The 18,716-nt window shown below is 70.4% G+C and carries 25 protein-coding genes; 13 read left to right on the forward strand and 12 right to left on the reverse strand.

Translation table 11 applies throughout. The features are described from left to right. Positions 1 to 110: 110 nt before the first annotated feature. Together WH85_RS07395 and WH85_RS07400 are read left to right on the forward strand one after the other, a co-directional pair. Positions 111 to 308, forward strand: a complete 198-nt coding sequence (locus tag WH85_RS07395) for a hypothetical protein (RefSeq protein WP_045740929.1) — start codon at positions 111 to 113, stop codon at positions 306 to 308. Between the two features lie 173 nt (positions 309 to 481). Continuing rightward, a complete protein-coding gene (locus WH85_RS07400) occupies positions 482 to 1,132 on the forward strand; it encodes an HAD family hydrolase (protein ID WP_045740930.1) in 651 nt (216 codons plus the stop codon). Between the two features lie 701 nt (positions 1,133 to 1,833). On the opposite strand, the gene WH85_RS07405 is transcribed toward WH85_RS07400, so the two are convergent. After that, complete coding sequence (locus WH85_RS07405; RefSeq protein WP_045740931.1) at positions 1,834 to 2,193, reverse strand: DoxX family protein; 360 nt, start codon at positions 2,191 to 2,193, stop codon at positions 1,834 to 1,836. An 82-nt stretch (positions 2,194 to 2,275) separates the two neighbouring features. Between WH85_RS07405 and WH85_RS07410 the strand changes: the two genes are divergently transcribed. From WH85_RS07410 to bfr, 4 genes are all read left to right on the forward strand, one after another. Continuing rightward, complete coding sequence (locus WH85_RS07410) at positions 2,276 to 3,124, forward strand: sigma-70 family RNA polymerase sigma factor (protein WP_045740932.1); 849 nt, start codon at positions 2,276 to 2,278, stop codon at positions 3,122 to 3,124. Positions 3,125 to 3,281: 157 nt separating this feature from the next. Continuing rightward, positions 3,282 to 4,340 carry an alkene reductase gene (locus WH85_RS07415; RefSeq protein WP_045740933.1) on the forward strand — a complete coding sequence of 353 codons (1,059 nt, stop codon included), beginning with the start codon at positions 3,282 to 3,284 and terminating at the stop codon, positions 4,338 to 4,340. 267 nt (positions 4,341 to 4,607) lie between these two features. Continuing rightward, positions 4,608 to 4,796: a (2Fe-2S)-binding protein gene (locus WH85_RS07420; RefSeq protein WP_045740934.1), complete on the forward strand. Its 189-nt coding sequence runs from the start codon at positions 4,608 to 4,610 to the stop codon at positions 4,794 to 4,796. 51 nt (positions 4,797 to 4,847) lie between these two features. Then, complete coding sequence (gene bfr, locus WH85_RS07425; protein ID WP_045740935.1) at positions 4,848 to 5,330, forward strand: bacterioferritin; 483 nt, start codon at positions 4,848 to 4,850, stop codon at positions 5,328 to 5,330. Here bfr and WH85_RS07430 read toward each other — a convergent pair. Genes WH85_RS07430 through WH85_RS07445 form a run of 4 tightly spaced genes read right to left on the reverse strand, consistent with a single transcriptional unit; the run spans position 5,327 to position 7,180 of the window. After that, the gene (locus WH85_RS07430) at positions 5,327 to 6,001 is read right to left on the reverse strand and encodes a DUF899 domain-containing protein (RefSeq protein WP_045740936.1); all 675 of its coding nucleotides are present in this window, start codon (positions 5,999 to 6,001) and stop codon (positions 5,327 to 5,329) included. The genes bfr and WH85_RS07430 overlap by 4 nt on opposite strands. Continuing rightward, the gene (locus WH85_RS07435; protein WP_083448836.1) at positions 5,907 to 6,323 is read right to left on the reverse strand and encodes an ArsR/SmtB family transcription factor; all 417 of its coding nucleotides are present in this window, start codon (positions 6,321 to 6,323) and stop codon (positions 5,907 to 5,909) included. The genes WH85_RS07430 and WH85_RS07435 overlap by 95 nt, the downstream gene beginning before the upstream one ends. Continuing rightward, the gene (locus WH85_RS07440; RefSeq protein WP_045740937.1) at positions 6,307 to 6,732 is read right to left on the reverse strand and encodes an SRPBCC domain-containing protein; all 426 of its coding nucleotides are present in this window, start codon (positions 6,730 to 6,732) and stop codon (positions 6,307 to 6,309) included. Before WH85_RS07440 ends, WH85_RS07435 begins: the two co-directional genes overlap by 17 nt. Positions 6,733 to 6,751: 19 nt before the next feature. After that, positions 6,752 to 7,180 carry an aminoglycoside adenylyltransferase gene (locus WH85_RS07445; protein ID WP_157410866.1) on the reverse strand — a complete coding sequence of 143 codons (429 nt, stop codon included), beginning with the start codon at positions 7,178 to 7,180 and terminating at the stop codon, positions 6,752 to 6,754. A gap of 223 nt (positions 7,181 to 7,403) precedes the next feature. Here WH85_RS07445 and WH85_RS07450 point away from each other — a divergent pair, with 223 nt between their 5' ends. Together WH85_RS07450 and WH85_RS07455 are read left to right on the forward strand one after the other, a co-directional pair. After that, positions 7,404 to 7,970, forward strand: coding sequence for a GrpB family protein (locus tag WH85_RS07450; RefSeq protein WP_211275301.1), 567 nt, complete (start codon positions 7,404 to 7,406; stop codon positions 7,968 to 7,970). Between the two features lie 304 nt (positions 7,971 to 8,274). Continuing rightward, the gene (locus WH85_RS07455; protein WP_045740940.1) at positions 8,275 to 8,484 is read left to right on the forward strand and encodes a Scr1 family TA system antitoxin-like transcriptional regulator; all 210 of its coding nucleotides are present in this window, start codon (positions 8,275 to 8,277) and stop codon (positions 8,482 to 8,484) included. Here WH85_RS07455 and WH85_RS07460 read toward each other — a convergent pair. After that, positions 8,450 to 8,953 carry a hypothetical protein gene (locus tag WH85_RS07460; RefSeq protein ID WP_045740941.1) on the reverse strand — a complete coding sequence of 168 codons (504 nt, stop codon included), beginning with the start codon at positions 8,951 to 8,953 and terminating at the stop codon, positions 8,450 to 8,452. The two genes, WH85_RS07455 and WH85_RS07460, sit on opposite strands and share 35 nt — an antisense overlap. Before the next feature lie 85 nt (positions 8,954 to 9,038). Between WH85_RS07460 and WH85_RS07465 the strand changes: the two genes are divergently transcribed. Continuing rightward, positions 9,039 to 9,800, forward strand: a complete 762-nt coding sequence (locus WH85_RS07465; RefSeq protein ID WP_045740942.1) for a S1 family peptidase — start codon at positions 9,039 to 9,041, stop codon at positions 9,798 to 9,800. Between the two features lie 57 nt (positions 9,801 to 9,857). Here the strand turns inward: WH85_RS07465 and WH85_RS07470 are convergent, their stop codons facing one another. Beyond that, positions 9,858 to 10,241 (reverse strand): HPF/RaiA family ribosome-associated protein, encoded by a 384-nt coding sequence (locus WH85_RS07470; RefSeq protein ID WP_045740943.1) that lies wholly within the window; start codon positions 10,239 to 10,241, stop codon positions 9,858 to 9,860. A 52-nt stretch (positions 10,242 to 10,293) separates the two neighbouring features. Beyond that, entirely contained in the window at positions 10,294 to 10,848 is a 555-nt protein-coding gene (locus WH85_RS07475) for a hypothetical protein (RefSeq protein WP_052720220.1), read from the reverse strand. A 40-nt stretch (positions 10,849 to 10,888) separates the two neighbouring features. On the opposite strand from WH85_RS07475, the gene WH85_RS07480 reads away from it, so the two are divergent. After that, positions 10,889 to 11,899 (forward strand): nitronate monooxygenase, encoded by a 1,011-nt coding sequence (locus WH85_RS07480; RefSeq protein ID WP_045740944.1) that lies wholly within the window; start codon positions 10,889 to 10,891, stop codon positions 11,897 to 11,899. Here WH85_RS07480 and WH85_RS52790 read toward each other — a convergent pair. Both WH85_RS52790 and WH85_RS07490 read right to left on the reverse strand, forming a co-directional pair. Beyond that, on the reverse strand, positions 11,887 to 13,494 hold the full coding sequence (locus WH85_RS52790; protein WP_045740945.1) for a serine/threonine-protein kinase: 1,608 nt from the start codon (positions 13,492 to 13,494) through the stop codon (positions 11,887 to 11,889). The two genes, WH85_RS07480 and WH85_RS52790, sit on opposite strands and share 13 nt — an antisense overlap. A gap of 209 nt (positions 13,495 to 13,703) precedes the next feature. Further along, positions 13,704 to 14,333, reverse strand: a complete 630-nt coding sequence (locus WH85_RS07490; protein ID WP_045740946.1) for a TetR/AcrR family transcriptional regulator — start codon at positions 14,331 to 14,333, stop codon at positions 13,704 to 13,706. Positions 14,334 to 14,429: 96 nt separating this feature from the next. Between WH85_RS07490 and WH85_RS53680 the strand changes: the two genes are divergently transcribed. Together WH85_RS53680 and WH85_RS07495 are read left to right on the forward strand one after the other, a co-directional pair. Beyond that, entirely contained in the window at positions 14,430 to 14,558 is a 129-nt protein-coding gene (locus WH85_RS53680; RefSeq protein ID WP_281179045.1) for a hypothetical protein, read from the forward strand. Next, entirely contained in the window at positions 14,555 to 15,196 is a 642-nt protein-coding gene (locus WH85_RS07495; protein WP_245673848.1) for a DsbA family oxidoreductase, read from the forward strand. The genes WH85_RS53680 and WH85_RS07495 overlap by 4 nt, the downstream gene beginning before the upstream one ends. Positions 15,197 to 15,203: 7 nt before the next feature. On the opposite strand, the gene WH85_RS07500 is transcribed toward WH85_RS07495, so the two are convergent. Then, on the reverse strand, positions 15,204 to 15,950 hold the full coding sequence (locus WH85_RS07500; RefSeq protein WP_045740947.1) for a class I SAM-dependent methyltransferase: 747 nt from the start codon (positions 15,948 to 15,950) through the stop codon (positions 15,204 to 15,206). A 1-nt stretch (position 15,951) separates the two neighbouring features. Next, positions 15,952 to 17,196, reverse strand: coding sequence for an erythromycin esterase family protein (locus tag WH85_RS07505; protein ID WP_052720222.1), 1,245 nt, complete (start codon positions 17,194 to 17,196; stop codon positions 15,952 to 15,954). A 54-nt stretch (positions 17,197 to 17,250) separates the two neighbouring features. On the opposite strand from WH85_RS07505, the gene WH85_RS07510 reads away from it, so the two are divergent. After that, positions 17,251 to 17,892 (forward strand): nucleotidyltransferase domain-containing protein, encoded by a 642-nt coding sequence (locus WH85_RS07510; RefSeq protein WP_045740948.1) that lies wholly within the window; start codon positions 17,251 to 17,253, stop codon positions 17,890 to 17,892. Positions 17,893 to 18,716 lie beyond the last annotated feature (824 nt).

An 18,716-nucleotide genomic window follows, 5' to 3' on the forward strand; every position in this document is an offset into this window, starting at 1 on the left:
TTCCCCACGGGGTCACGCGCAGGCGGGATCCGTTGCAATGCGTCGCGCCATGTCGCGATCGGTCAACCTCCTGAGCTGCTAAAACGGTAACTTCGCAGATCAGAGCACAGATGCATGCCTTCCTGTACGCCGACAAGTTCCACAGCAAGGGCGGCACCCCCGGCTTCGTCACGGCGGCCTCCTTCGCGGCGAGCGTGGCCCGCTTCGGCGCCGACAAGGCGGTTCGGTTCGCCGACATGGTGACGAGGTACGGCGAACCCGACCTGGAGTCGCTGGCGAAGGAGTTCGGCCACCCGATCCGGGCGTAGACACTGTCTACGCCCGCTTGCTACCGCCGCTCACGCATCGATCCGTGGCACTTGTCGCCGGCGTCGCCGGGGCCATGATGGTGGCGCCGACCCCGGAACCGGCCCGGCCGGACCACGGGTGAGACTCGGGGTGGCCGCTCCGGGCGGCGGGGCCGGAGGACGAGGCGGGGATCGTGGCACTGCTGATGATGGACCTGGACAACACACTGATCGACCGGGACGCGGCGTTCCGGGAGGCGGTCATCGTGTTCCTGAGCGAGAAGGCACTGCCGGCCAGCGACCTCGGGTGGGTGCTGAAGGTGGACGGCAGCGGGTTCACGCCCCGCCCGGCGGTGGCCGCGGCGATGATCGGCCGGTTCCCCGGAGCGGACGCCCTGGCGGTTGAGCGGCTGCTCGACGACGGTGGGGCGGGCCGGGTGACGCTCGCGCCCACGGTCGCCGCGGCCCTGCGAGCCATCCCGTGGCCGAAAGCGATCGTCACCAACGGGCGGACCGTGCAGCAGCACACGAAACTCGTCAACTCCGGCCTGGACCGGCTGGCCGACGCGTGGGTGATCTCCGAGGAGGCGGGCTGCCGCAAACCCTCGCCGGAGATCTTCCAGCTGGCGGCGCGGCGGGCGGGGGTGCCGCTGGACGGTGCGTGGATGGTCGGCGACTCGGCCGGCGCCGACGTCTCCGGACCTGTTGCGCTGGGGCTGACCACCGTCTGGGTGGCGAACGGGCGGGAGTGGACCGAACGGGCCTACCGCCCCACGCACGTCGCCGCGGACATCGATGCTGCGCTGGCCCTGGTCGCGAACTCCGGCCCGGCCGTTTCGGCTTGACGGCCGTTTCGGCTTGACGGCCGTTTCGGCTTGACGGCCGTTTCGGCTTGACGGGCGGCGAAGGCTGGACCACGCTGGCGGCGTGACAGACCCCGTGGAGCAGGATGAAACCTGTCCGGTTTGCGAGGGGAATCTGCGGCTGCTCGGGTTTCTTCTGTGCCTTCGCGAGGATGACCAGAAGCGCGTCTGCAAGACACCGCTGTGGTGCCGCGCCCGCGATCGCGTGTGAACCCGCTGGGCGGACCGGCCGGATCCGCTGGTCGACGATCCGATGCCGGAGAGCCTCAAGCGGTCCCTGCTCCGCCGGTGACACAGGCGCATCCGCACATGCACACAGGCGGGAGGCCAGACACTTTCGTCATCAGGTTCCGCGTGGTGACTTCAGCCGCCCCTCCCGCCCGTAATCAACACGCCTCCATGGGTGTGGTGAGTTTGGGCGTGTTGTGCGCCCGTAGTCAACACGCTTCCTCGGGTGTGGTGAGTTTGGGCGTGTTGTGCGCCCGTAGTCAACACGCTTCCTCGGGTGTGGTGAGTTTGGGCGTGCTGTGCGCCCGTAGTCAACACGCTTCCTCGGGTGTGGTGAGTTTGGGCGTGCTGTGCGCCCGTAGTCAACACGCTCCCTCGGGTGTGGTGAGTTCGGGCGTCCAGCGCGCCCGAAGTCACCACGCGGATGGGCTTCGTGCTCTGACGACGAAAGGTGTCTAGCTGCTGCCTGTGGAGAAGCGGCCCCAGGCCACGAAGAGGAACAGGGACAGGTACGCCAGGTCGCCGGGGAGGTAGGTCCACTCGTGGCGGCGGAAGCGGGTGGTGACGGCGCCCGCCATGAACAGGGCCAGAGCTGAGGCTCCTACCGGGGTCAGGGGCGGGACGATCAGGGCGGCGCAGCCCAGGAGTTTGACGGCGCCGATGGTTTTCAGCTGCGTGGCGTCGAAGTCGTCGACCCAGTGCTGGCCGCGGCCCAGGGTGCGGTATTTCTCCCGGGTCAGGAGCAGTTGGCTGAGTGCACCGATGGTGAAGGCGGCGGCCAGCAGGCCGGTGATGATCCATAGAAGGGTGTTCACGGGGTCCTCCTCGGGCGGTTACCTGAGCCCCGCCGGGCTCGTCGCAGTGATGACGGGAGCCGACGAGGAGAGGTAACAGACGATGGCCGACGAGTTCGAGGGGCACCGGGAGCGGCTGACGGCGGTGGCGGCCCGGGTGCTCGGCAGCCGCGCCGACGCCGAGGACGTGGTGCAGGAGGCGTGGTTGCGGTTCGCCCGGCAGGAGCCGGGCAGCATCGACAATGTGGCCGCCTGGCTGACCACCGTGGTCGGGCGGCTCAGCATCGACCATCTGCGGTCCCGGTCGGCCAAGGCAGAGGTGCCGTTCACGATGCCGGTCGCGGTGGTCGCCGACGACGATCCGGAAGGGGACGCGATCCGGGCCGAGGCGCTCGGGCTGGCGCTGCTGACCGTGCTCGGGTCGCTGCGACCGGACGAGCGGATCGCGTTCGTGCTGCACGATCTGTTCGCGATGCCGTTCGCCGAGATCGGGCCGGTGATCGGTAGATCCGCGGACGCCGCCAAGATGACCGCCAGCCGGGCCCGGCGCAAGGTGCGGGGTGCGGCCACCGGCCCGGCCGCGGACCGGCGCCGTCAGCGGGCGGTGGTCGAGGCGTTCCTCGCCGCGGCCCGGGATGGGGACTTCGCGGCGCTGCTCGAGGTGCTCGACCCGGACGTGATCTGGGAGACCCACGGGGCGCGGGCGGTCACGGTCCGGACCGGCAGCGCCGAGGTCGTCCGGGCAGTCGAGCGGGGTGGCCGCACCGGATTCCGGGCACGCCGTGTCCTGGTCGACGGGCAGGCCGGCATCCTCGCCTGGAACCCGGCCGGGCAGCCGGTGGGCCTGATGCGCTGCACGGTCGAGAACGGCCGGATGACCCGGATCACCTCACTGACCGACCGGTCGCGGCTGGCGGCGCTGGAGCTCCCGCCCCCGCCGGCAGCGGCCTGACGCTCGTTCAGCGCAGGGACGATCATCCCGTAGGCGGACAACCGGGCCCGGCCCTGCAGGCAGGACAGGTCGGCCGACCGTTCCCCGAGGGGAAACGAGCTGTTGATCATTGGAGGCTAGGTTGGGGGACCCGACCATACCCGTGGAGGATCGACGGATGGCTCACGCGTTCGACTCGTTTGATCTGGGCGGCCTCAAGCTGGCCAACCGGATCGTGATGGCGCCCATGACACGCAGCCGGGCGAAGGGGCGGGTGCCCGGGGAGCTGCAGGCGGCCTACTACGCGCAGCGGGCCTCCGCGGGACTCATCGTCACCGAGAGCACCCAGCCGTCGCCCGAGGGGCAGGGGTTCGCGGACACGCCGGGGCTGCACTCGGACGAGCAGGTCGCGGGATGGCGCACGGTCACCGACGCGGTGCACGCGGCGGGCGGTGTCATCTTCGCGCAGCTCACCCACACCGGGCGGATCAGTCACCCGAGTCTGCTGCCGGACGGGCTGCTGCCGGTCGGGCCGTCGGCGGTCGCCGCGGACGGGAAGGTCTACACCGCTGCCGGGGCGGTCGGGTTTCCGGTGCCGGTCGCGCTCGACGAGGCCGGGATCGCGCGGGTCGTCGAGGGTTTCGAACGGGCGGCCCGGAACGCGATCGCGGCCGGGTTCGACGGGGTGGAGATCCAGGGGTCGAGCGGATACCTGATCCAGCAGTTCCTGTCGTCGAACGCCAACCTGCGCGACGACGCGTGGGGCGGCTCGATCGAGGGGCGGGTGCGGTTCGGGGCTGAGGTGGCCCGGGCGGTGGCCACGGCGATCGGCGGGGACCGGGTCGGGTTCCGGATCTCACCGGACCGGTCGTACCACGACATCGTGGAGGAGAACACCGATGAGTTGTACGCGACGCTGCTCGACGAGTTGACCGCGGCGGGCATCGGCTACCTGCACCTGATCGAGAGCCCGGACCGGGGGCTGACCCGGCGGCTGCGGGACCGGTGGGCCGGTGCGTTCATCCTGAACCCGCACACGAAGCCGACCGGGCCGGAGAGTCTGGCGCTGATCGAGGACGGTCTGGCCGATCTGGTGGCGTTCGGGACGCTGTTCCTGGCGAACCCGGATCTGCCGGCCCGGCTGGCGGCTGGTGGGCCGTTCAACGAGATGGACCGGAAGACCGCTTTCGGCGGCGGGGAGCGGGGATACACCGACTACCCGGCTCTTCCCGCGTAGCGGCGAGCCACGTAGGGTGACCGCCCACAGCCGCCGGAGGACGCGGCACGGACCGTGAGTGGGCAGCCGCTCGCGAGTCGGCCACGGGAGGTGTGGTTTTTCCGGGAGTGCGTAGGTCGTACCCCCAAAGGGGTTTTCTGATTCTCACCCAGGGTGACCGAAACGCTCACAGGTGTTGCACGTCGCAATTCAGGATCTTGCGGGATTCGTCACGTTAGGGCAGCCTCAGAAAGGTAAGGCTTACCGAAAACAAAGGAACGCTGCCCTATGTTCGCCTGCATTTGTCACCGCGTCCGGGAACGGGATGTGCGCGACGCGATCCGCTGCGGCGCCCGCTCCGAGGAAGCGGTCGGTGACGCCTGCGGAGCAGGGACGGGATGCGGCAGCTGCCTGGACCGGATCGCTGACCTGATCGAGGAGGAAACCGCCGACACGCCGCTTTCTGCCGTCGCCTAGTTTGCCAGAAATGTACGATTTCCCCGAGCAATCCTAACGGGGGTAATCGGCATGCAAGGTGACGCTCGTGTCATCGAGTTCCTGAATGAGCAGCTGACCGCGGAACTGACCGCGATCAACCAGTACTTCCTGCACGGCAAGATGCAGGAGAACTGGGGATACACCGTGCTCGCGAAACACACCAAAGCGGAGTCCATCGACGAGATGCGGCACGCCGAGGTCCTCACCGACCGGATCCTGTTCCTCGAGGGCCTGCCGAACTACCAGAAGCTGTTCGCGCTGCGCATCGGCGAGACGGTCAAGGAGCAGTTCGAGTGCGACATGAAGGTCGAGGTGGAGGCGGTCGACCGCCTGCGCCGGGGCCTGGAGTACATGCGGTCGATCGGTGACGTCACGTCGGCGCGGATCTTCGAGGACATCCTGGCCGACGAGGAGCACCACGTCGACTACCTGGAGACTCAGCTCGCGCTGATCGAGAAGCTGGGCGAGGCGCTGTACCTGCAGAACGTCACGGAGCACCCGGAGGCGGGCTAGTACTCGTCAGGCAGTCGCATCCCTGGGCCGCCCACCTGGCGGCCCAGGGGAGTGGCGCGGCCGTGCGGTTTCTCCCAGTGTTCCTGGCGGCCGAGGGCGGTCAGGTCCAGGTACGGGTACTGGTTGTGGAACTCCTCGATGCCGCGCAGGTAGGTCGAGTAGGTGTGGAAGACCTCGTCGCCGGCGCGCAGGAAGACGCTGATCCCGGGCCATTCGCCGTCGTCGCGGGTGGCCAGGTGGTCGCGGTTGAAGCTCTCACCGTCCGACGAGTACCACGGGAAGGTCCAGCCCATCCGCTGCTGGATGGCGGCGATCCTCGGGTAGGCGGCTCGGGAGACGGCCACCAGGGTGGTGTTGCGGGCGTGCAGCAGGCGCAGGCCGGCGATGCCGTCGGCGGCCGAGGAACAGCTCGGGCAGGGGGTCTCCCAGTCCGGAGCGAACATGAAGTGGTGGACGATCAGCTGGTCGCGGCCGTCGAAGAGGTCGCCGAGCGTGACCGCGCCATGCGGGCCGAAGAATCGGTAGTCGTCGGAGACGCGTACCATCGGCAGCCGGCGCCGGGCCTCGTTGACCCGATCACGTGCCCGGGTCAGGTCCTTCTCCTGGATCAGCAGTTCCGCGCGAGCCTTCTGCCACTCCGCCCGCGTCACGATGTCCGGAAATATCGTCATCTAGATGCTCCTTCAGGGCGGCCAGCGGGCCGTCCCAGTCCCGGGCCAGCGCGGCGAGGAACCGCTGCGCCACCCTCATCGGTGTGGAGTCGAGCCGATAGCGGATCCGGCGCCGCTCACCCCGCACCGCCGTGATCAGGCCGGCGTCGGCGAGCAGGCCGAGATGCTTCGCGATGGCCTGCCTGCTGATCGGCAGGCTTGCGGCCAGGTCGGTCGCGGTCGCCGGGCCGCCGGTGGAGAGCGCGGCCAGGATCGCCCGCCGGGTCGGGTCGGCCAGCGCGGTGAAGACCTCCTGGGCGACGAATTCAGAGTCGTCCGTCAAGGTATGCCACCAACTCGCCCAGTTCGTGCCGCCAGCCCTGGGTGTTGCCCGCGTGGGCGCTGGAGTCAGGCAACTGGGCGAAGCCGGTCTCGACCACGATCAGCGTGGTCCCGGCGACGCTGGGCCGCAGGGTGAACTCGACGTAGGTGCGCCGCGGATCGCCCTCCGGCAGGCCCTGGATCCGCCACGTGTAGCCGAAGAACCGCGGCTCCTCGAGGCGCTCGATGGTCAGCGTCGCGGCGTCGCCGCTGTCCCACGCCAGCTTGATCAGCCCGCCGACGCGCAGGTCGACCTCGGCCGAGTGGCCGAACCAGGCGCCCAGCCCCGCGGCGGTGGTCAGGGCCACCCACACCTTTTCGGGCGGGTGCGGCAGGTGCAGAGTGCGCTCGATCCGGTCGGGGAATGCCATGTCACCGACGGTATAGCAACTAATCAGTTGCGACAACCCCGAGAGCCGCGGCCAGCCGGGCGACATCCTCGGCGTCCTTCGGCCGCCTCGGCAGACCCGGGACCCACTCCGGCATGCGTCGCTTGATCTCCATCTGGGCGTACGGGTCGACGACCGCGAACCGGATGCCCCCGAGGGTCGCGGCCGGCCCGTCGAGCATGCCGTCCGGCCACCGTTCGCCCGCCCACGGGCCGCCCGCCACCACCACGTGTCCCGCCTCGTCCCGGTCGACGAGGGCGAAACTCAGGTCCACGCCGTCGCGGAGGAAGTCCAGTTGCTGGTCGTGCGGCGGTTCCGGCAGCAGCGCGTACCCCATCGCGGTGATCTTCTCGATGATCCGCGGGGCGTCGGCGGCCCAGGCGAAGAAGTCCACGTCCCGGAGCGAGTCGTGATCGGATGAGGACGGCACGCTGGACGTCTTTCGCAGTCAGGGTCTGCCTCTGTGGTGATTTCGGGCGCTCAGCACGCCCGTATTTACCACACCACCAGGGGTGTGGTGATTTGGGGCGTCCAGCGCGCCCGTAATCAACACACCGCCAGGGGTGTGGTGAATTGGGGCGTCCAGCGCGCCCGAAATCACCACGCGGACGGGCTTCGCACCCTGACGACGAAACATGTCTAGGGTGCTGGGGGTGTCCACACCCATCGTCGTCGATCACGATCCGCAGTGGCAGCAGGGCGCCGCCTCCCTGACCGGGGAGATCGCCGCCCTGCTCGGCCCGGCCGCCCTGCGCGTCGAACACATCGGCAGCACCTCGATCCCCGGCATGGCCGCCAAACCGATCTACGACCTGCAGCTGAGCGTCGCCGACCTGAACACCGCGGCGGCCGCCTTCGACGGGCCGCTCACGACGCTCGGCTTCACCCGGATGCCGTACCAGCACGATCACGTGCCGGCCGGCTCGGACGACCCGCAGTCGCTCTGGGTGAAACGCTACTGGAACCGTCGAACCCCCGGCCTGCCCCCGGTCAACCTGCACTGCCGCCTGGCCGGCTCCCCGAACGAGCGCCTGGCCCTGCTGTTCCGCGACTGGTTCCGCGCCCACCCGCGGGCGGTGCCGGCGTACGCCCGCTTCAAGCAGTCTCTGGCCGCCGAGATCCCCGACGTCGACGTCTACACCGACCTGAAGGACCCGGTGGTGGACCTGGTCGTCACGGTTGCCGAGGAGTGGGCGGCGGTCACCGGCTGGAAGCCGTGAGGCTCACGATCCGCGGGCGTAGTGCGCCACGGCCGGCAGCAGTCCGACCGCGCCCGCGAAGGCGCCGCCCGCGGTGAGGGCGGACGCCGGGATGTTGCTGCCCGCGGTGAGGACGTCCGCCGGGATGTTGCTGCCCGCGGCGATCGACAGCCAGCCGGCGGCACCGCTGGTGACGGTAGCGGTGGGAAGGACGGGGAAAGGGCTCGCTCAGCCCGGATGACGTCGACGCGATCGCCCGTGCCCTCGGCGCGGGCGACGCGGAACCCAGGCGCTGGTCGCACGGGCGTCCCGATCCTTCGACCGGATGACCGACTGGCGGCCGGCGTCGACAGGCCTGGCCGTGCAGCAGAAGACGCTTGCGGACTGGGAGGCCGGTGCCACCTGCATCCGTGTCTTCGGCCATTCACTGGTGCCCGGGGCGCTGCAGACCCACGGCTATGCGCAACTGGTCCTCCGGGCCTTCCGGCAGTTGGCCGTGCTCACCGAATGCTGCGGAAACCCTGAACCGCCGTGAGGCGGACGGCGAACCAGGTGATCTGGTCGTCGCCGTCGCCGAGCGCGGCGGTCCGGTCCGCCTCGTCGAGGGTGGTGAGCAGGCCGTGCGCGCCGACGCGGAGCTCCTTGTTGTAGCAGAGCCACGTGTGGAACCGCCCGCCCATCGCCTCGTGGCCGAGAACCTCGAACCCCAGGTGTTGCCCCGCGAGCGGCGGGGTGCGGGCGGTCAGGTTGTCGCGGACCGGGTGCGGGTGGTCGAACCAGCCGGCGATCTCCGCGGCCCGCCCGGTCGGCACCTCCACCGCCAGCACCGGTGACGGCACCCGGGGCGGCGTCGCATGCCACGGGCCGAACCACTCCTGCTCGCCCGGCAGGAGGTCGGCCAGGCACTCGCTGGCGCTGACCGCCAGGGCCGGCAGCCCCTTCCACCACCGGGGCGGCCGCCACAGACCGCCGGCCACGAAGCCGGCCGTCACGTACTCGTTCACATCGTCCCTCGTCACACGCTTGCTGACCGTCCGTAGTGGACCGACTCCAGATGCCGATCTTGCTCGCTGGCATTACGGTCGATGAATGTTGCGAAAAGCCAGTGTGATCGCCGCGGGGGCGGCCCTGATCCTCGGGGCCGTCGCCGCGCCGGCACACGCCATCGCCAACGGGGAACCGGTGCCGGACGGTAAGTACCGGTTCTCCACCAAACTCACGATGACGGGCATCCCCACCGCGGACGGGGGCCGCCGGAACAGCGCCTGCTCCGGCGCCCTGGTCGCACCGCAGTGGGTGATCACCGCCGGGCACTGTTTCCGCACCTTCGACGGGGTGCGGCAGGAGTACCCGGTCGCGGATCTGACCACGGCCACCGTCGGCCGTACCGATCTCACCGGCAGCGGTGGGGTGGAGGTCAAGGTGGTGGCGGTCCGGCAGTCGAAGACCGCCGACGTGTCGCTGGCCAAGCTGGAACGGCCGGTCCGCGGCATCAAGCCGATCAAGGTCGGGACGTCCCCGGCCGACGTCGGGGACATTCTGCGGCTCACCGGGTACGGGTCCACCACCAGTGTGAACCCGACACCGTCCACCCGGCTGCTCACCGGCAAGCTGCAGGTCGTCGAGGTGACGGACACGGTGGTCGGGGTCAAGGGCTACGCGCCCGCCGCGGACACCACCCCGTGCCCGTACGACTCGGGCGGCCCGTACTTCATCGAGAAGAAGCACCGCGCCCCGGTGCTGGTGGCCGTGGTCAGCAACGGTCCGAGCTGCCCGCACTCCGCGACGGAGAGCGCCGCCCGGACCGACAACATCGCGTCCTGGATCAAGGACACGGTGAAGACGCAGTGACACGAAACGACCGCGGCCGCCGGAAGAGGCGGCCGCGGTCGTTTTCCGCGTACACGATCAGAGAAGTTCTTCGGAAGGCTCCGGCTGGGCGACCTCACGCAGGTGACGGTTGTGGCGCGGCTCCTGCTTGGTCTTCGCGTCGTTGAGTCGTCGCCGCAGGTCGTCGCGGGCATCCATGATCGCCGCGTGCAGGTCGTCCTCGGACGAGGTGGTGACCACCTTGTCCCGGCCGCTGATCCAGCACTCCAGCGTCACCTTCTGCCCGGCGGCGTTGCGATCCTTCACCGAGATCTCGAGCTCCGTGGCGTCCGCATGGAACGAGGCAAGCCGCGTGTCCAGCGGTTCGAACAGCTCGGTGATCCAGTTCCGGTCACCCTGCGAGAAACCCGTACCGACCCGCAGACACTCCTGCACGGTGGCGGGGTTGGCGACTGCACTCATCAGACCTCCTCGATCCGGCAAATCAGGACAACTGATCTCCTACCCAGAGATGTCAGGGTCGAATCGCCCGAGATCCGGAAGATGCCAGATGAGTCGCCACCCGCGCCAGTTTCCGGGCCGTCTCCGGTCCGATCCGGGTGCCGCCGGCGCGCAGCAGACGGTGGAGTTCCTGCTCCGTGCTGAGCAGGCAGTCAGCCGGAAGGTTGTAGACGCTGAGCAGCCCGGAACCGGCGAACATCAGTACCGCGGTGACCGGAACCGATCGGGAGACCGCCTCCGAGAGGGTGAGTTGCGCCAGGCGGGCGGCCTTACGCACCCGCGGTACGTACGGCGGGCGCTCCTGATCGATCTGCACCACGTCACCGGCCACGCTGGCCCGCGCCGTGCCGTGATCGACCACGGTCACCAGGAAGAGGCCGACCGGTCCGACCACGAGGAACTCGACGTCCTCGCCGGGACGTCGCGGATCCGGCCAGCCGACCACGTGCCAGGCCGGCCCGAGCGGCGCGACGGCGGAGGCGATCATGTCCGCGGCGGTGCGGTGCGCGGACAGGCGCGGACGCGGCATGCGGTGGCCGGTGGTCCGGACAGGGAACGGGTTGCGCATGCCTTCAAGGATCGCGCGCCGAAGCAAATAGTGTCGTTCCATGCGCTTGCAGATCCCCCCGGTCGTGGTAGCCCCGATGGCGGGCGGCCCGTCCACTCCCGAACTCGTCCTCGCCGCGGCGAGCGCCGGTGCGCTGGGCTTTCTCGCCGCCGGATACAAGACGCCGGGCGCGGTAGAGGACGAGTTGCGGGCGGTGGCCGGTTCGCCCTTCGGGCTCAACATCTTCGTGCCGACGCCACCGCCGAGCGACACCGGGCCGTTGGAGCGCTTCCGGCTCCGTCTGCGGAAGGAATTCATCGGGTACGAGCTACCCCTCCCACCCCTGCCGAAAGAGGACGACGACGGTTTCACCCGGAAGGTGGAGGTGGCGGTCGCCTACGCACCGCCTCTGGTCACTTTCACGTTCGGGGTGCCGCCGTCCTCCGTGGTCGGCGCCCTGCAGCGGGCGGGCTCCACGGTGCTGATCACCGTCACGTCGGCGGGGGAGGCGGTGGAGGCTCTGCGGGTGGCGCCGGACGGACTGATCGCCCAGGCGGGCACGGCCGGCGGCCACTCCGCCACCACCCACCCGGAGTCCTACCGGGGCGACTCGACGGCGGCGCAGGTCCTCGCCGAGGTGCGGGCGGTGACGGACGTCCCGGTGGTCGTCGCCGGGGGTGTCAGCACGGCCGCCGAGGTGTCCGCCCTCCGCCGTGGGGGTGCCGCCGCCGTCCAGTGCGGCACGGCGTTCCTGCTCGCGGACGAGGCCGGCACCCGGCCCGTACACCGGACCGCCCTGACCTCGGGGGAGTTCACCGAGACCGCGGTGACCCGGGCGTTCACCGGTCAGCCGGCCCGCGGCCTGCGGAACCGGTTCATCGACGAGTACTCCGCGGACGCCCCGATCGCCTATCCCGCGGTGCACCACCTGACCGCGGGACTGCGGGCCGCGGCCGCCGCGGCCGGCGACACCGGAACGGCGCATCTCTGGGCGGGAACGGGTTTCGCTTCCGCCCGGGAGGCGCCGCTCGCGGATCTGCTCGGTGCGCTGCGCGACGGTCAGCCGTTCTGATTCTGGTTCTGGCCGGTGCCGCCGTCCCCGCCGTCCTCGCCCCCGTCACCCTCCGTCGGTTCGGTGGTCGGCTCGGTGGTGGGCTCGGTCGTCGGCTCCGTGGTGGGGGGCTCGGTCGTCGGTTCCGTGGTCGGCGGGGTCGTCGGCTTCGGGCTCTTCTTGGTCGGCTTGGTGGTCGGCGTGTAGTCGTCCTCGTCGTTCCCGGAGTCGTCCTGGCGCGGCGGTTCGGTCGTCGGCTCGTCGTCGGTCGTGGTGGTGACGACGGCGGGCGGCGTGTCGACCGGGTCGGCCGTGCCGTCGAACGCGCCGGCGAAGGCGGCCACACCGATGCCGAGCAGGCCGACCACGACCACCCCGGCGAGGACCATCGGCCAGCGCTGCGCGGTGTCCGACCCTGCGCCGCCACGGCGGTAGTCGTTGCCGTCGTCGTATCCGGGTGCGGCCAGCGAACCGGTCTGGTAGGCCCCGCCCTGGGCGGCGGGCCGGGGCGGCACGGCCGCCGACGCGGCCCACGGGGCGTTGCCCGGGCGCTGCTGGGAACCGGTCTGATAGCCGGGCTGCTGCTGGGAACCGGTCTGATAACCGGGTCGCTGCTGCGAGCCCGTCTGGTAGCCCGGGCGCTGCTGGGAGCCGGTCTGGTAGCCCTGCGATCCGGTGTTGTAGCCCGGCCCCGGACCGTACGGCTGTTGCTGCTGCGGCCGGGTCGCCCCGCCGAAGCCCTGCGTCCCGGTGCGGTATCCGGCCCCGGGAGCGCCGAACGCCCGCGTCGACGGGTGCGGACGCCCGTTCGCCGCGGCCTCGGCCGCCTCGGCCATCGCCTCGGCGGTCGGGAACCGCTCCTGCGGCTGCTTGGCCATCGCCGTGGCGATCACCGCGAGCACGGCCGGCGGCACGTCCGGCGGCAGCGGCGCGGGGTGGTCCTGCAGGTGCTGCATGGCGATCGCCACCGGGGTCTCGCCGGTGAACGGCGGGCGCCCGGCCAGACAGTGGTAGGCCACGCAGCCCAGCGCGTAGATGTCGACGCCCGGCGTGATCGTCTCCTTGGCCACCTGCTCCGGGGCCATGTAGAGCGCGGTGCCGATGACCTCGGCGACACCGGTCAGGTCGACCGACTGGGCGGACCGGGCGATGCCGAAGTCGACCAGGACCACGTTGCCGTTCGGCTCGATGATCAGGTTGCCCGGCTTGACGTCGCGGTGCACGATCCCGGCCTCGTGGGCGGCACCCAGCGCGCGGGCCGCCTTGGAGATGATCGACATGGTGTCGGCGACGCTCAGCCGGCCCCGCTCGGCCAGCCGGTTGTTGAGCGCGTCGCCGTCGACCCGGGCCATCACCAGGAACGCCTGGTTGCCGCTCGACCCGTAGTCGTAGACCTGCACGACGCCGGGGTGCCGCAGCGCGGCCATGGTCTGCGCCTCGTGCTCGAAGCGGGTGAGCAGGCTGCGGTCGCCGGCGAACCCGGCGAGCAGGGTCTTCACCGCGACCGGGCGGTTCAGCACGGTGTCGGTGGCGCGCCAGACCTCACCCATACCGCCGGCGGCGATCCGGCCGTCCATCCGGTAACGGCCGCCGATCATGTCTCCGGGATTAGGCATGGCATGACTTTACTGATGCGCCCTGTGGATCTTGCTAACCCCCACCCCCCCCCCTTCGGAGCGCTCCCAAAATGATCAACTTCTGGGCTCCCTCCCGGAAGAGGTCATCCGGTCCTGGGGTGCTTCTGAGGGGAGAAGGGGGGAGATGGGTGGTTGCGTACCCCTTGATAGCGCCTGCTACCAAACGCTAAACCTGCGCGCAGATTTTCTCAGCTCGCGGCCGGTTCGCCGACCAGCATGTGGTGGAGCTGGGCTGGTTTGAGTGGGGCGGTGGGGAGCGGGTGGGCGGCCGCCGTGCGCAGCCCGTCCAGCAGGAACGCGACGCTGCGCCGCCAGCCGGGCGCGCCGGTGGACTCCGCGGCCCGGGCGAGCGCCGCGTTCGACGCCAGGAAGAAGATCAGGTCTTCGGTGGTGAAGTCGGGGCGCAGCGTACCCGCGGATCGTGCCCGGTCGATGATGCTCGCGGCGGCCGCCGCGGTGTTGTCGCAGACGGCCATCAGGCGGACAGCCTGGGGGCAGCGGCGGGTCAGCACGTCACCCAGGGCCGGATCGGTGGCCTGTAACTCGCAGACCTCCGTCACGTATCCGGCGAAGCCCTCCCACGCGTCGTCGCAGGCCTGGGCGCGGCGGGCGGCGTCGCCGAGGCGTTTGGCGGCGATGTCGCCGATCACCTCGTCGATCAGGGCCTCGCGGGTGCCGAACAGGTTGTAGAGCGTGCCGTGGCTGACGCCGGCGTGCCGGGCGATCTCCTTGAGGGAGACCTGTAGGCCGCGTTCCCGGCACAGTGCGGTCGCGGCGGTGCGCAGTTTGTCGGCGTTGCGCTGTGCGTCGGCGCGCATGACCCCCCTTATCTTGACCCCGTGGTCAAGATGCCTGCTACTGTTGCCGGGTAACTTGACCTGTGGGTCAGAATACCCCGAAGCCGAGGAGCGGCCATGTCGGAGATCCCGGAGACCACCACCCCGGTCCTCGAGGAGGAACCGCCGGTGGAGGAGCTGCCGCAGCTGATCATCCTCGAGGGCGCCGACGACGCCCCGGTCTGTGAGAACGGAGTGTGCTGGTGACCATCCGCATCGACGTCTGGTCCGATGTCGTCTGCCCCTGGTGCTACATCGGCAAGCGCCGCCTGGAGTCCGGGCTGGAGCGCTTCGAGCACAAGGACGACGTCAGCATCACCTGGCACAGCTTCCAGCTCGACCCGACCATCCCGCAGGGACAGCGTGAGCCGGTCAGCGAGATGCTCGGCAAGAAGATCGGCGCCCCGCCGTCCCAGGTCCGCGCCATGCAGCACCAGGTCACCCAGCTCGCCGAGGCCGAGGGCCTGAGCTACGACCTGGGCAACGCCACCTCGGTGAACACCCGCGACGCGCACCGGGTGGCCCACCTGGCCGGCCAGCACGGCCTCGGTGACGCCATGCACGAGGCGCTGCTCAAGGCGCACCTGTCCGACGCCGCCGTCGTCGACGACCCGGACACCCTGGTCCGGCTGGCGACCGAGGTGGGCGTGCCCGCCGCCGAGGCCACCGACGTGGTGAACAGCCAGAAGTACGGCGCCGAGGTCGACGCGGACATCCGCAAGGCCCGCCAGCTGGGCATCAGTGGCGTCCCGTTCTTCGTCCTCAACGACCGGATCGGCGTCTCCGGCGCCCAGTCCGCCGAGCACTTCCTGGCAGCGCTGCGCAAGGCCCACGCCGAGGCCTGAGCCGTCGTCAGCGGCGGCGGACCCGGATCACGCAGGTCAGCATCGGCAGGGTGAACTCGCCGTTCGCGGTCTCCGGCCGCGACGCCAGATAGCCGCGGATCCCGTCGAGCACCATCCGCCGCCGCACCTCCGGCATGGTCAAGACTCCCGCCCTGGTGGCCAGTGTCGCCACCAGGGCGTCAGCCGTGCGGCGCTGCCCGTGCCCGAACATCGCCCGTTCGACGTCACCGAACCACGATCCTTCCCCGGGTACGCCTGGAGTAGCGTCCCGCCAAGCGGCCGGCGTGTCCCGTGGCCCGATCACGTCCGGACCGGCGACCCGCGCCAGGCCGGCCACCCAGGCGACCCGGTCGTCGACGACGTTCCAGAGTCCGGCCAGTACACCGCCGGGCGCGAGGACCCGGGCGATCTCCGGTCCGGCGACGGTCATATCGAACCAGTGCAGGGCATTGCCGGCCAGTACGGCGTCGACCGCGCCGTCCGCCAGCGGGATCGACTCGGCGCTGCCCGCGAGCGCCGTCACCCGGGGGAGTGCCCGGGTCAGTTCGGCCCGCATCGCCGGGTCCGGCTCGACCGCGGTCACGGTAGCGCCCGTCGCGGCCAGGACGGCGGTGAGTTTGCCGGTTCCGGCGCCCAGATCGAGCACCCGGGTGCCGGGCGCCGGGTTCACGGCCCAGCGCACCGCGTCCCGTGCGTAATCCGGCCGGTGTGCGGCGTAGTCGGCGGCCGCCGCCCCGAACGAGAGCCGTTCCATCTCAGGAGTTGGTGACCTGGGCGGTCGGGTGGATCGACGGGATGTTGACGACCAGGTCGTACGCGTCGACGACCGGGGTCGACTGGTAGCGGTCGAGGACCCGGATCCGGTCCGGGGCGCCGGTGAGTCCGGCCGTGCGCGCGGGACGCAGGTCGAGAGCGCACAGCCGCCCGGCCAGGGGCTCCTCGACGCTGCCCGGTTCCGGCGCGGCCAACTCGGCGCCGGTGATCGCCACGCCGCCGGGGGCGTCCGCGTCCGGCCGGTGCGCGACCGTCGTGCCGGAGGTGCAGGTGACGGCGATTGCCACGTACCCGTCATGAAGTCTGGTGGAAAGATGACGCCCGGCCGCGGAGAGCGCGAAGGCGGGGGTCTGCAGCGGCGTCCGCTGGATGTGACTGTTGTGCGCCGCGACGATGATCTTCGTGTCCGGTCCGAGCTGGTCCAGCAGCCAGAACACGGTCTCGGCCATGCCCCGGTCGCGGGGCGCGAGCTTCGGGTGGACGCCCTCGGTCGCGGCGATGTATTGGCGCATCGCCTGGTCCAGCAGCAGGGCGAGACGCAGTTCGTGACGGGTGGTGGCGTAGGCGTCGTCGCCGGTGGCCTCCCGGTAGTCGGACTCCAGCGCGTCGAAGCGGGTGGCGAGCTCCGCGTAGTCGGCGGTGATCCGGTTCCGGTCGTCCGGGGTCAGCGCGCCGTAGGCGGCGTAGGCGGGCAGGGCATGCTCGCCGGCGAAGACACGGATCGCGGTGATCAGCCGTTCGACGGTGACAATCGCGTCCGGGTCGGCTTTCTGCAGGTAGCGGTGGATGCTCTCGAGGGCGGACAGTGGCGAGGTGGTCGAGCCGGGCACGTCGAGACCGAAGAATCGGGTCGGGGGAGTGGCCGTGCGCAACGATTCGAGATGCTCCCTAAATTCCCGATTTTTGCCCATATTGTATGTGATGCCGGTTTCGTTGATCGCTTCCTCGACCGGGCGTTCGCCGCGCACCCAGGCGTCCACGGCGAGACCCTCGGTGAACCCGGACTCCAGCGCGTAGGCGCCGAACCCGAGACGCTCGGTGAGGAACCGCTGAAGCCGGTGCCGCAGCCGGTAGAACTCGCTGACCAGGTGCGAGTTCTCCCCGATCGCGACGACCCGGGCGCCCGCCAGCAGATCCGCGAACGGTTCGAGATCGTCGAACGGCGCGTGCGGGTCGAGCGTGGCCAGCGGAACCGCGTTGTCCGCGGCGTAACGAGCGAAGTCCATCGCGCCAAGATAGCGTCCACAGTGGAAGCGGATGGACTTTGTTACTTTTCCGGGGTGAGTTCGCAGCTGCGCGCCCGCGGTGTCCTGCTGTCGCCGGCGGAGATTGACGCCCTCGACGCCCGGTGGTCGTCCTGCTGGACCCCGGCTGAGGTGGCCCGGCACCTGACCGGCACGACGACACCGTGGTACGTGGCGGCGGGCTGGGCACTCGACCTGTTCCACGGCAGGCAGACACGCGATCATGGGGACGTCGAGATCGCCGTTCCGGCCGCGCGGTTCGCCGACGTTCGTGGCCGGCTGCCCGGGTACGTGTTCGACGCGGTGGGCAACGGCCGGATCTGGGAGAATGCCACGGAGGGCGAGATCGCGGGCACCCACCAGACGTGGCTGCGCGACCCCGCGACCGGGGACTATCTGCTGGACGTGTTCCGCGAACCCCACGACGGCGACACGTGGATCTGCCGTCGCGACGAGACGGTCCGGTTCCCGTACCGCGACATCATCCACCACACGGCTGACGGCATCCCCTACCTGGCCCCGGAACTGGTCCTGCTGTTCAAGGCGAAACACGCGCGCCGCAAGGACCAGGCCGACTTCACCGCGGCCGTTCCGCACCTGTCCCCGGCGCAGCGTGCCACGCTGTCCGAGCTGTTGGGCCGAGTGCACCCGGGCCATCGCTGGCTGTCCGACCTGTAGCGGCGGTCCTTCGCGGCCCCGGTGCCCGAGCCGACCTCGCACGGCGATTCCCGCCGAGCCGCACCTGGCGCGGCGTTTCCCGCCGAGCCGCACCTCGCGCGGCGTTTCCCGCCGAGCCGCGGTCGATGGTCGGCCACACGCCACAGCCGCATGTCGCGCCTCGCGTCGAGCGACAGTCAAGGGCCGGCCACACGTCGCAGGTCACGTCGAGCTGGGGGTGGTCGAGCAGTGGTTGAAGGCGGTCGCACCCTGTACTTCGCGTTGAGCTGGGCTTGAAGGTCAGTCGCGCGTCGCGTCCCTCCCACCTAGCCATGATCAACGGTCGGTCGCGCGTGCCTGCCGTACGTCGTTGTTCGGCCTCGAGTGTTCAGCCGTCGTCCAGGGCTGGACGATCGTTGTCGGGAGCTGTAGTCGACGACCATTGCTGTCCGCAGTGCCGTCTGGCGTGAGTCGTCGATGGATTGCCGCCGGTGTTCGGGTTGCCCGGCCGTCGCCAGTGGTCGTATGGCGTCGGCTGGGCGGCCGTGGGCTGGGCGGGGTCGTCGGTGAGGGCCGAGTTTGTCGGGGGTCACGGGGGTGACGGTTGCTCGAGGGGGCCGTAGACGACGGCCGACTCGCCCCTGCCGTCGTTGGCGGCTGAGATGAGCATCCAGGGCAGCCGTGGCCGACGGCTCAGCCGGCTGAGCCGTCGGCCACGGTCCATCTGAGACCCGCAACCGACCATGGGCTACGGCTGGGTAGCCCGGAGCCGTCGTTGACGGTCGGTTGATGAGCGGAAAGCAACCGTGGGGGACGGCTGGCAGGTCAGAGCCGTTGTCTATGGT

Origin of the sequence: Actinoplanes rectilineatus, from assembly GCF_000962825.1 — a bacterium.
Classification (GTDB): Bacteria; Actinomycetota; Actinomycetes; order Mycobacteriales; family Micromonosporaceae; genus Actinoplanes; species Actinoplanes rectilineatus.

Excerpts from the sequence above, each read along its gene's own strand:
- WH85_RS07440 (WP_045740937.1), bottom strand. The coding sequence starts at position 6,732 with ATGGCATTCCCCGACCGGATCGAGCGCACTCTGCACCTGCCGCACCCG.
- WH85_RS52790 (WP_045740945.1), bottom strand. The coding sequence starts at position 13,494 with ATGCCTAATCCCGGAGACATGATCGGCGGCCGTTACCGGATGGACGGC.
- WH85_RS07415 (WP_045740933.1), top strand. The coding sequence starts at position 3,282 with ATGGCTCACGCGTTCGACTCGTTTGATCTGGGCGGCCTCAAGCTGGCC.
- WH85_RS07430 (WP_045740936.1), bottom strand. The coding sequence starts at position 6,001 with ATGACGATATTTCCGGACATCGTGACGCGGGCGGAGTGGCAGAAGGCT.
- WH85_RS07420 (WP_045740934.1), top strand. The coding sequence starts at position 4,608 with ATGTTCGCCTGCATTTGTCACCGCGTCCGGGAACGGGATGTGCGCGAC.
- WH85_RS07470 (WP_045740943.1), bottom strand. The coding sequence starts at position 10,241 with ATGAGTGCAGTCGCCAACCCCGCCACCGTGCAGGAGTGTCTGCGGGTC.
- WH85_RS53680 (WP_281179045.1), top strand. The coding sequence starts at position 14,430 with ATGTCGGAGATCCCGGAGACCACCACCCCGGTCCTCGAGGAGGAACCG.
- WH85_RS07480 (WP_045740944.1), top strand. The coding sequence starts at position 10,889 with ATGCGCTTGCAGATCCCCCCGGTCGTGGTAGCCCCGATGGCGGGCGGC.
- bfr (WP_045740935.1), top strand. The coding sequence starts at position 4,848 with ATGCAAGGTGACGCTCGTGTCATCGAGTTCCTGAATGAGCAGCTGACC.
- WH85_RS07455 (WP_045740940.1), top strand. The coding sequence starts at position 8,275 with ATGACCGACTGGCGGCCGGCGTCGACAGGCCTGGCCGTGCAGCAGAAG.
- WH85_RS07505 (WP_052720222.1), bottom strand. The coding sequence starts at position 17,196 with ATGGACTTCGCTCGTTACGCCGCGGACAACGCGGTTCCGCTGGCCACG.
- WH85_RS07465 (WP_045740942.1), top strand. The coding sequence starts at position 9,039 with ATGTTGCGAAAAGCCAGTGTGATCGCCGCGGGGGCGGCCCTGATCCTC.
- WH85_RS07475 (WP_052720220.1), bottom strand. The coding sequence starts at position 10,848 with ATGCGCAACCCGTTCCCTGTCCGGACCACCGGCCACCGCATGCCGCGT.
- WH85_RS07490 (WP_045740946.1), bottom strand. The coding sequence starts at position 14,333 with ATGCGCGCCGACGCACAGCGCAACGCCGACAAACTGCGCACCGCCGCG.
- WH85_RS07395 (WP_045740929.1), top strand. The coding sequence starts at position 111 with ATGCATGCCTTCCTGTACGCCGACAAGTTCCACAGCAAGGGCGGCACC.
- WH85_RS07410 (WP_045740932.1), top strand. The coding sequence starts at position 2,276 with ATGGCCGACGAGTTCGAGGGGCACCGGGAGCGGCTGACGGCGGTGGCG.
- WH85_RS07500 (WP_045740947.1), bottom strand. The coding sequence starts at position 15,950 with ATGGAACGGCTCTCGTTCGGGGCGGCGGCCGCCGACTACGCCGCACAC.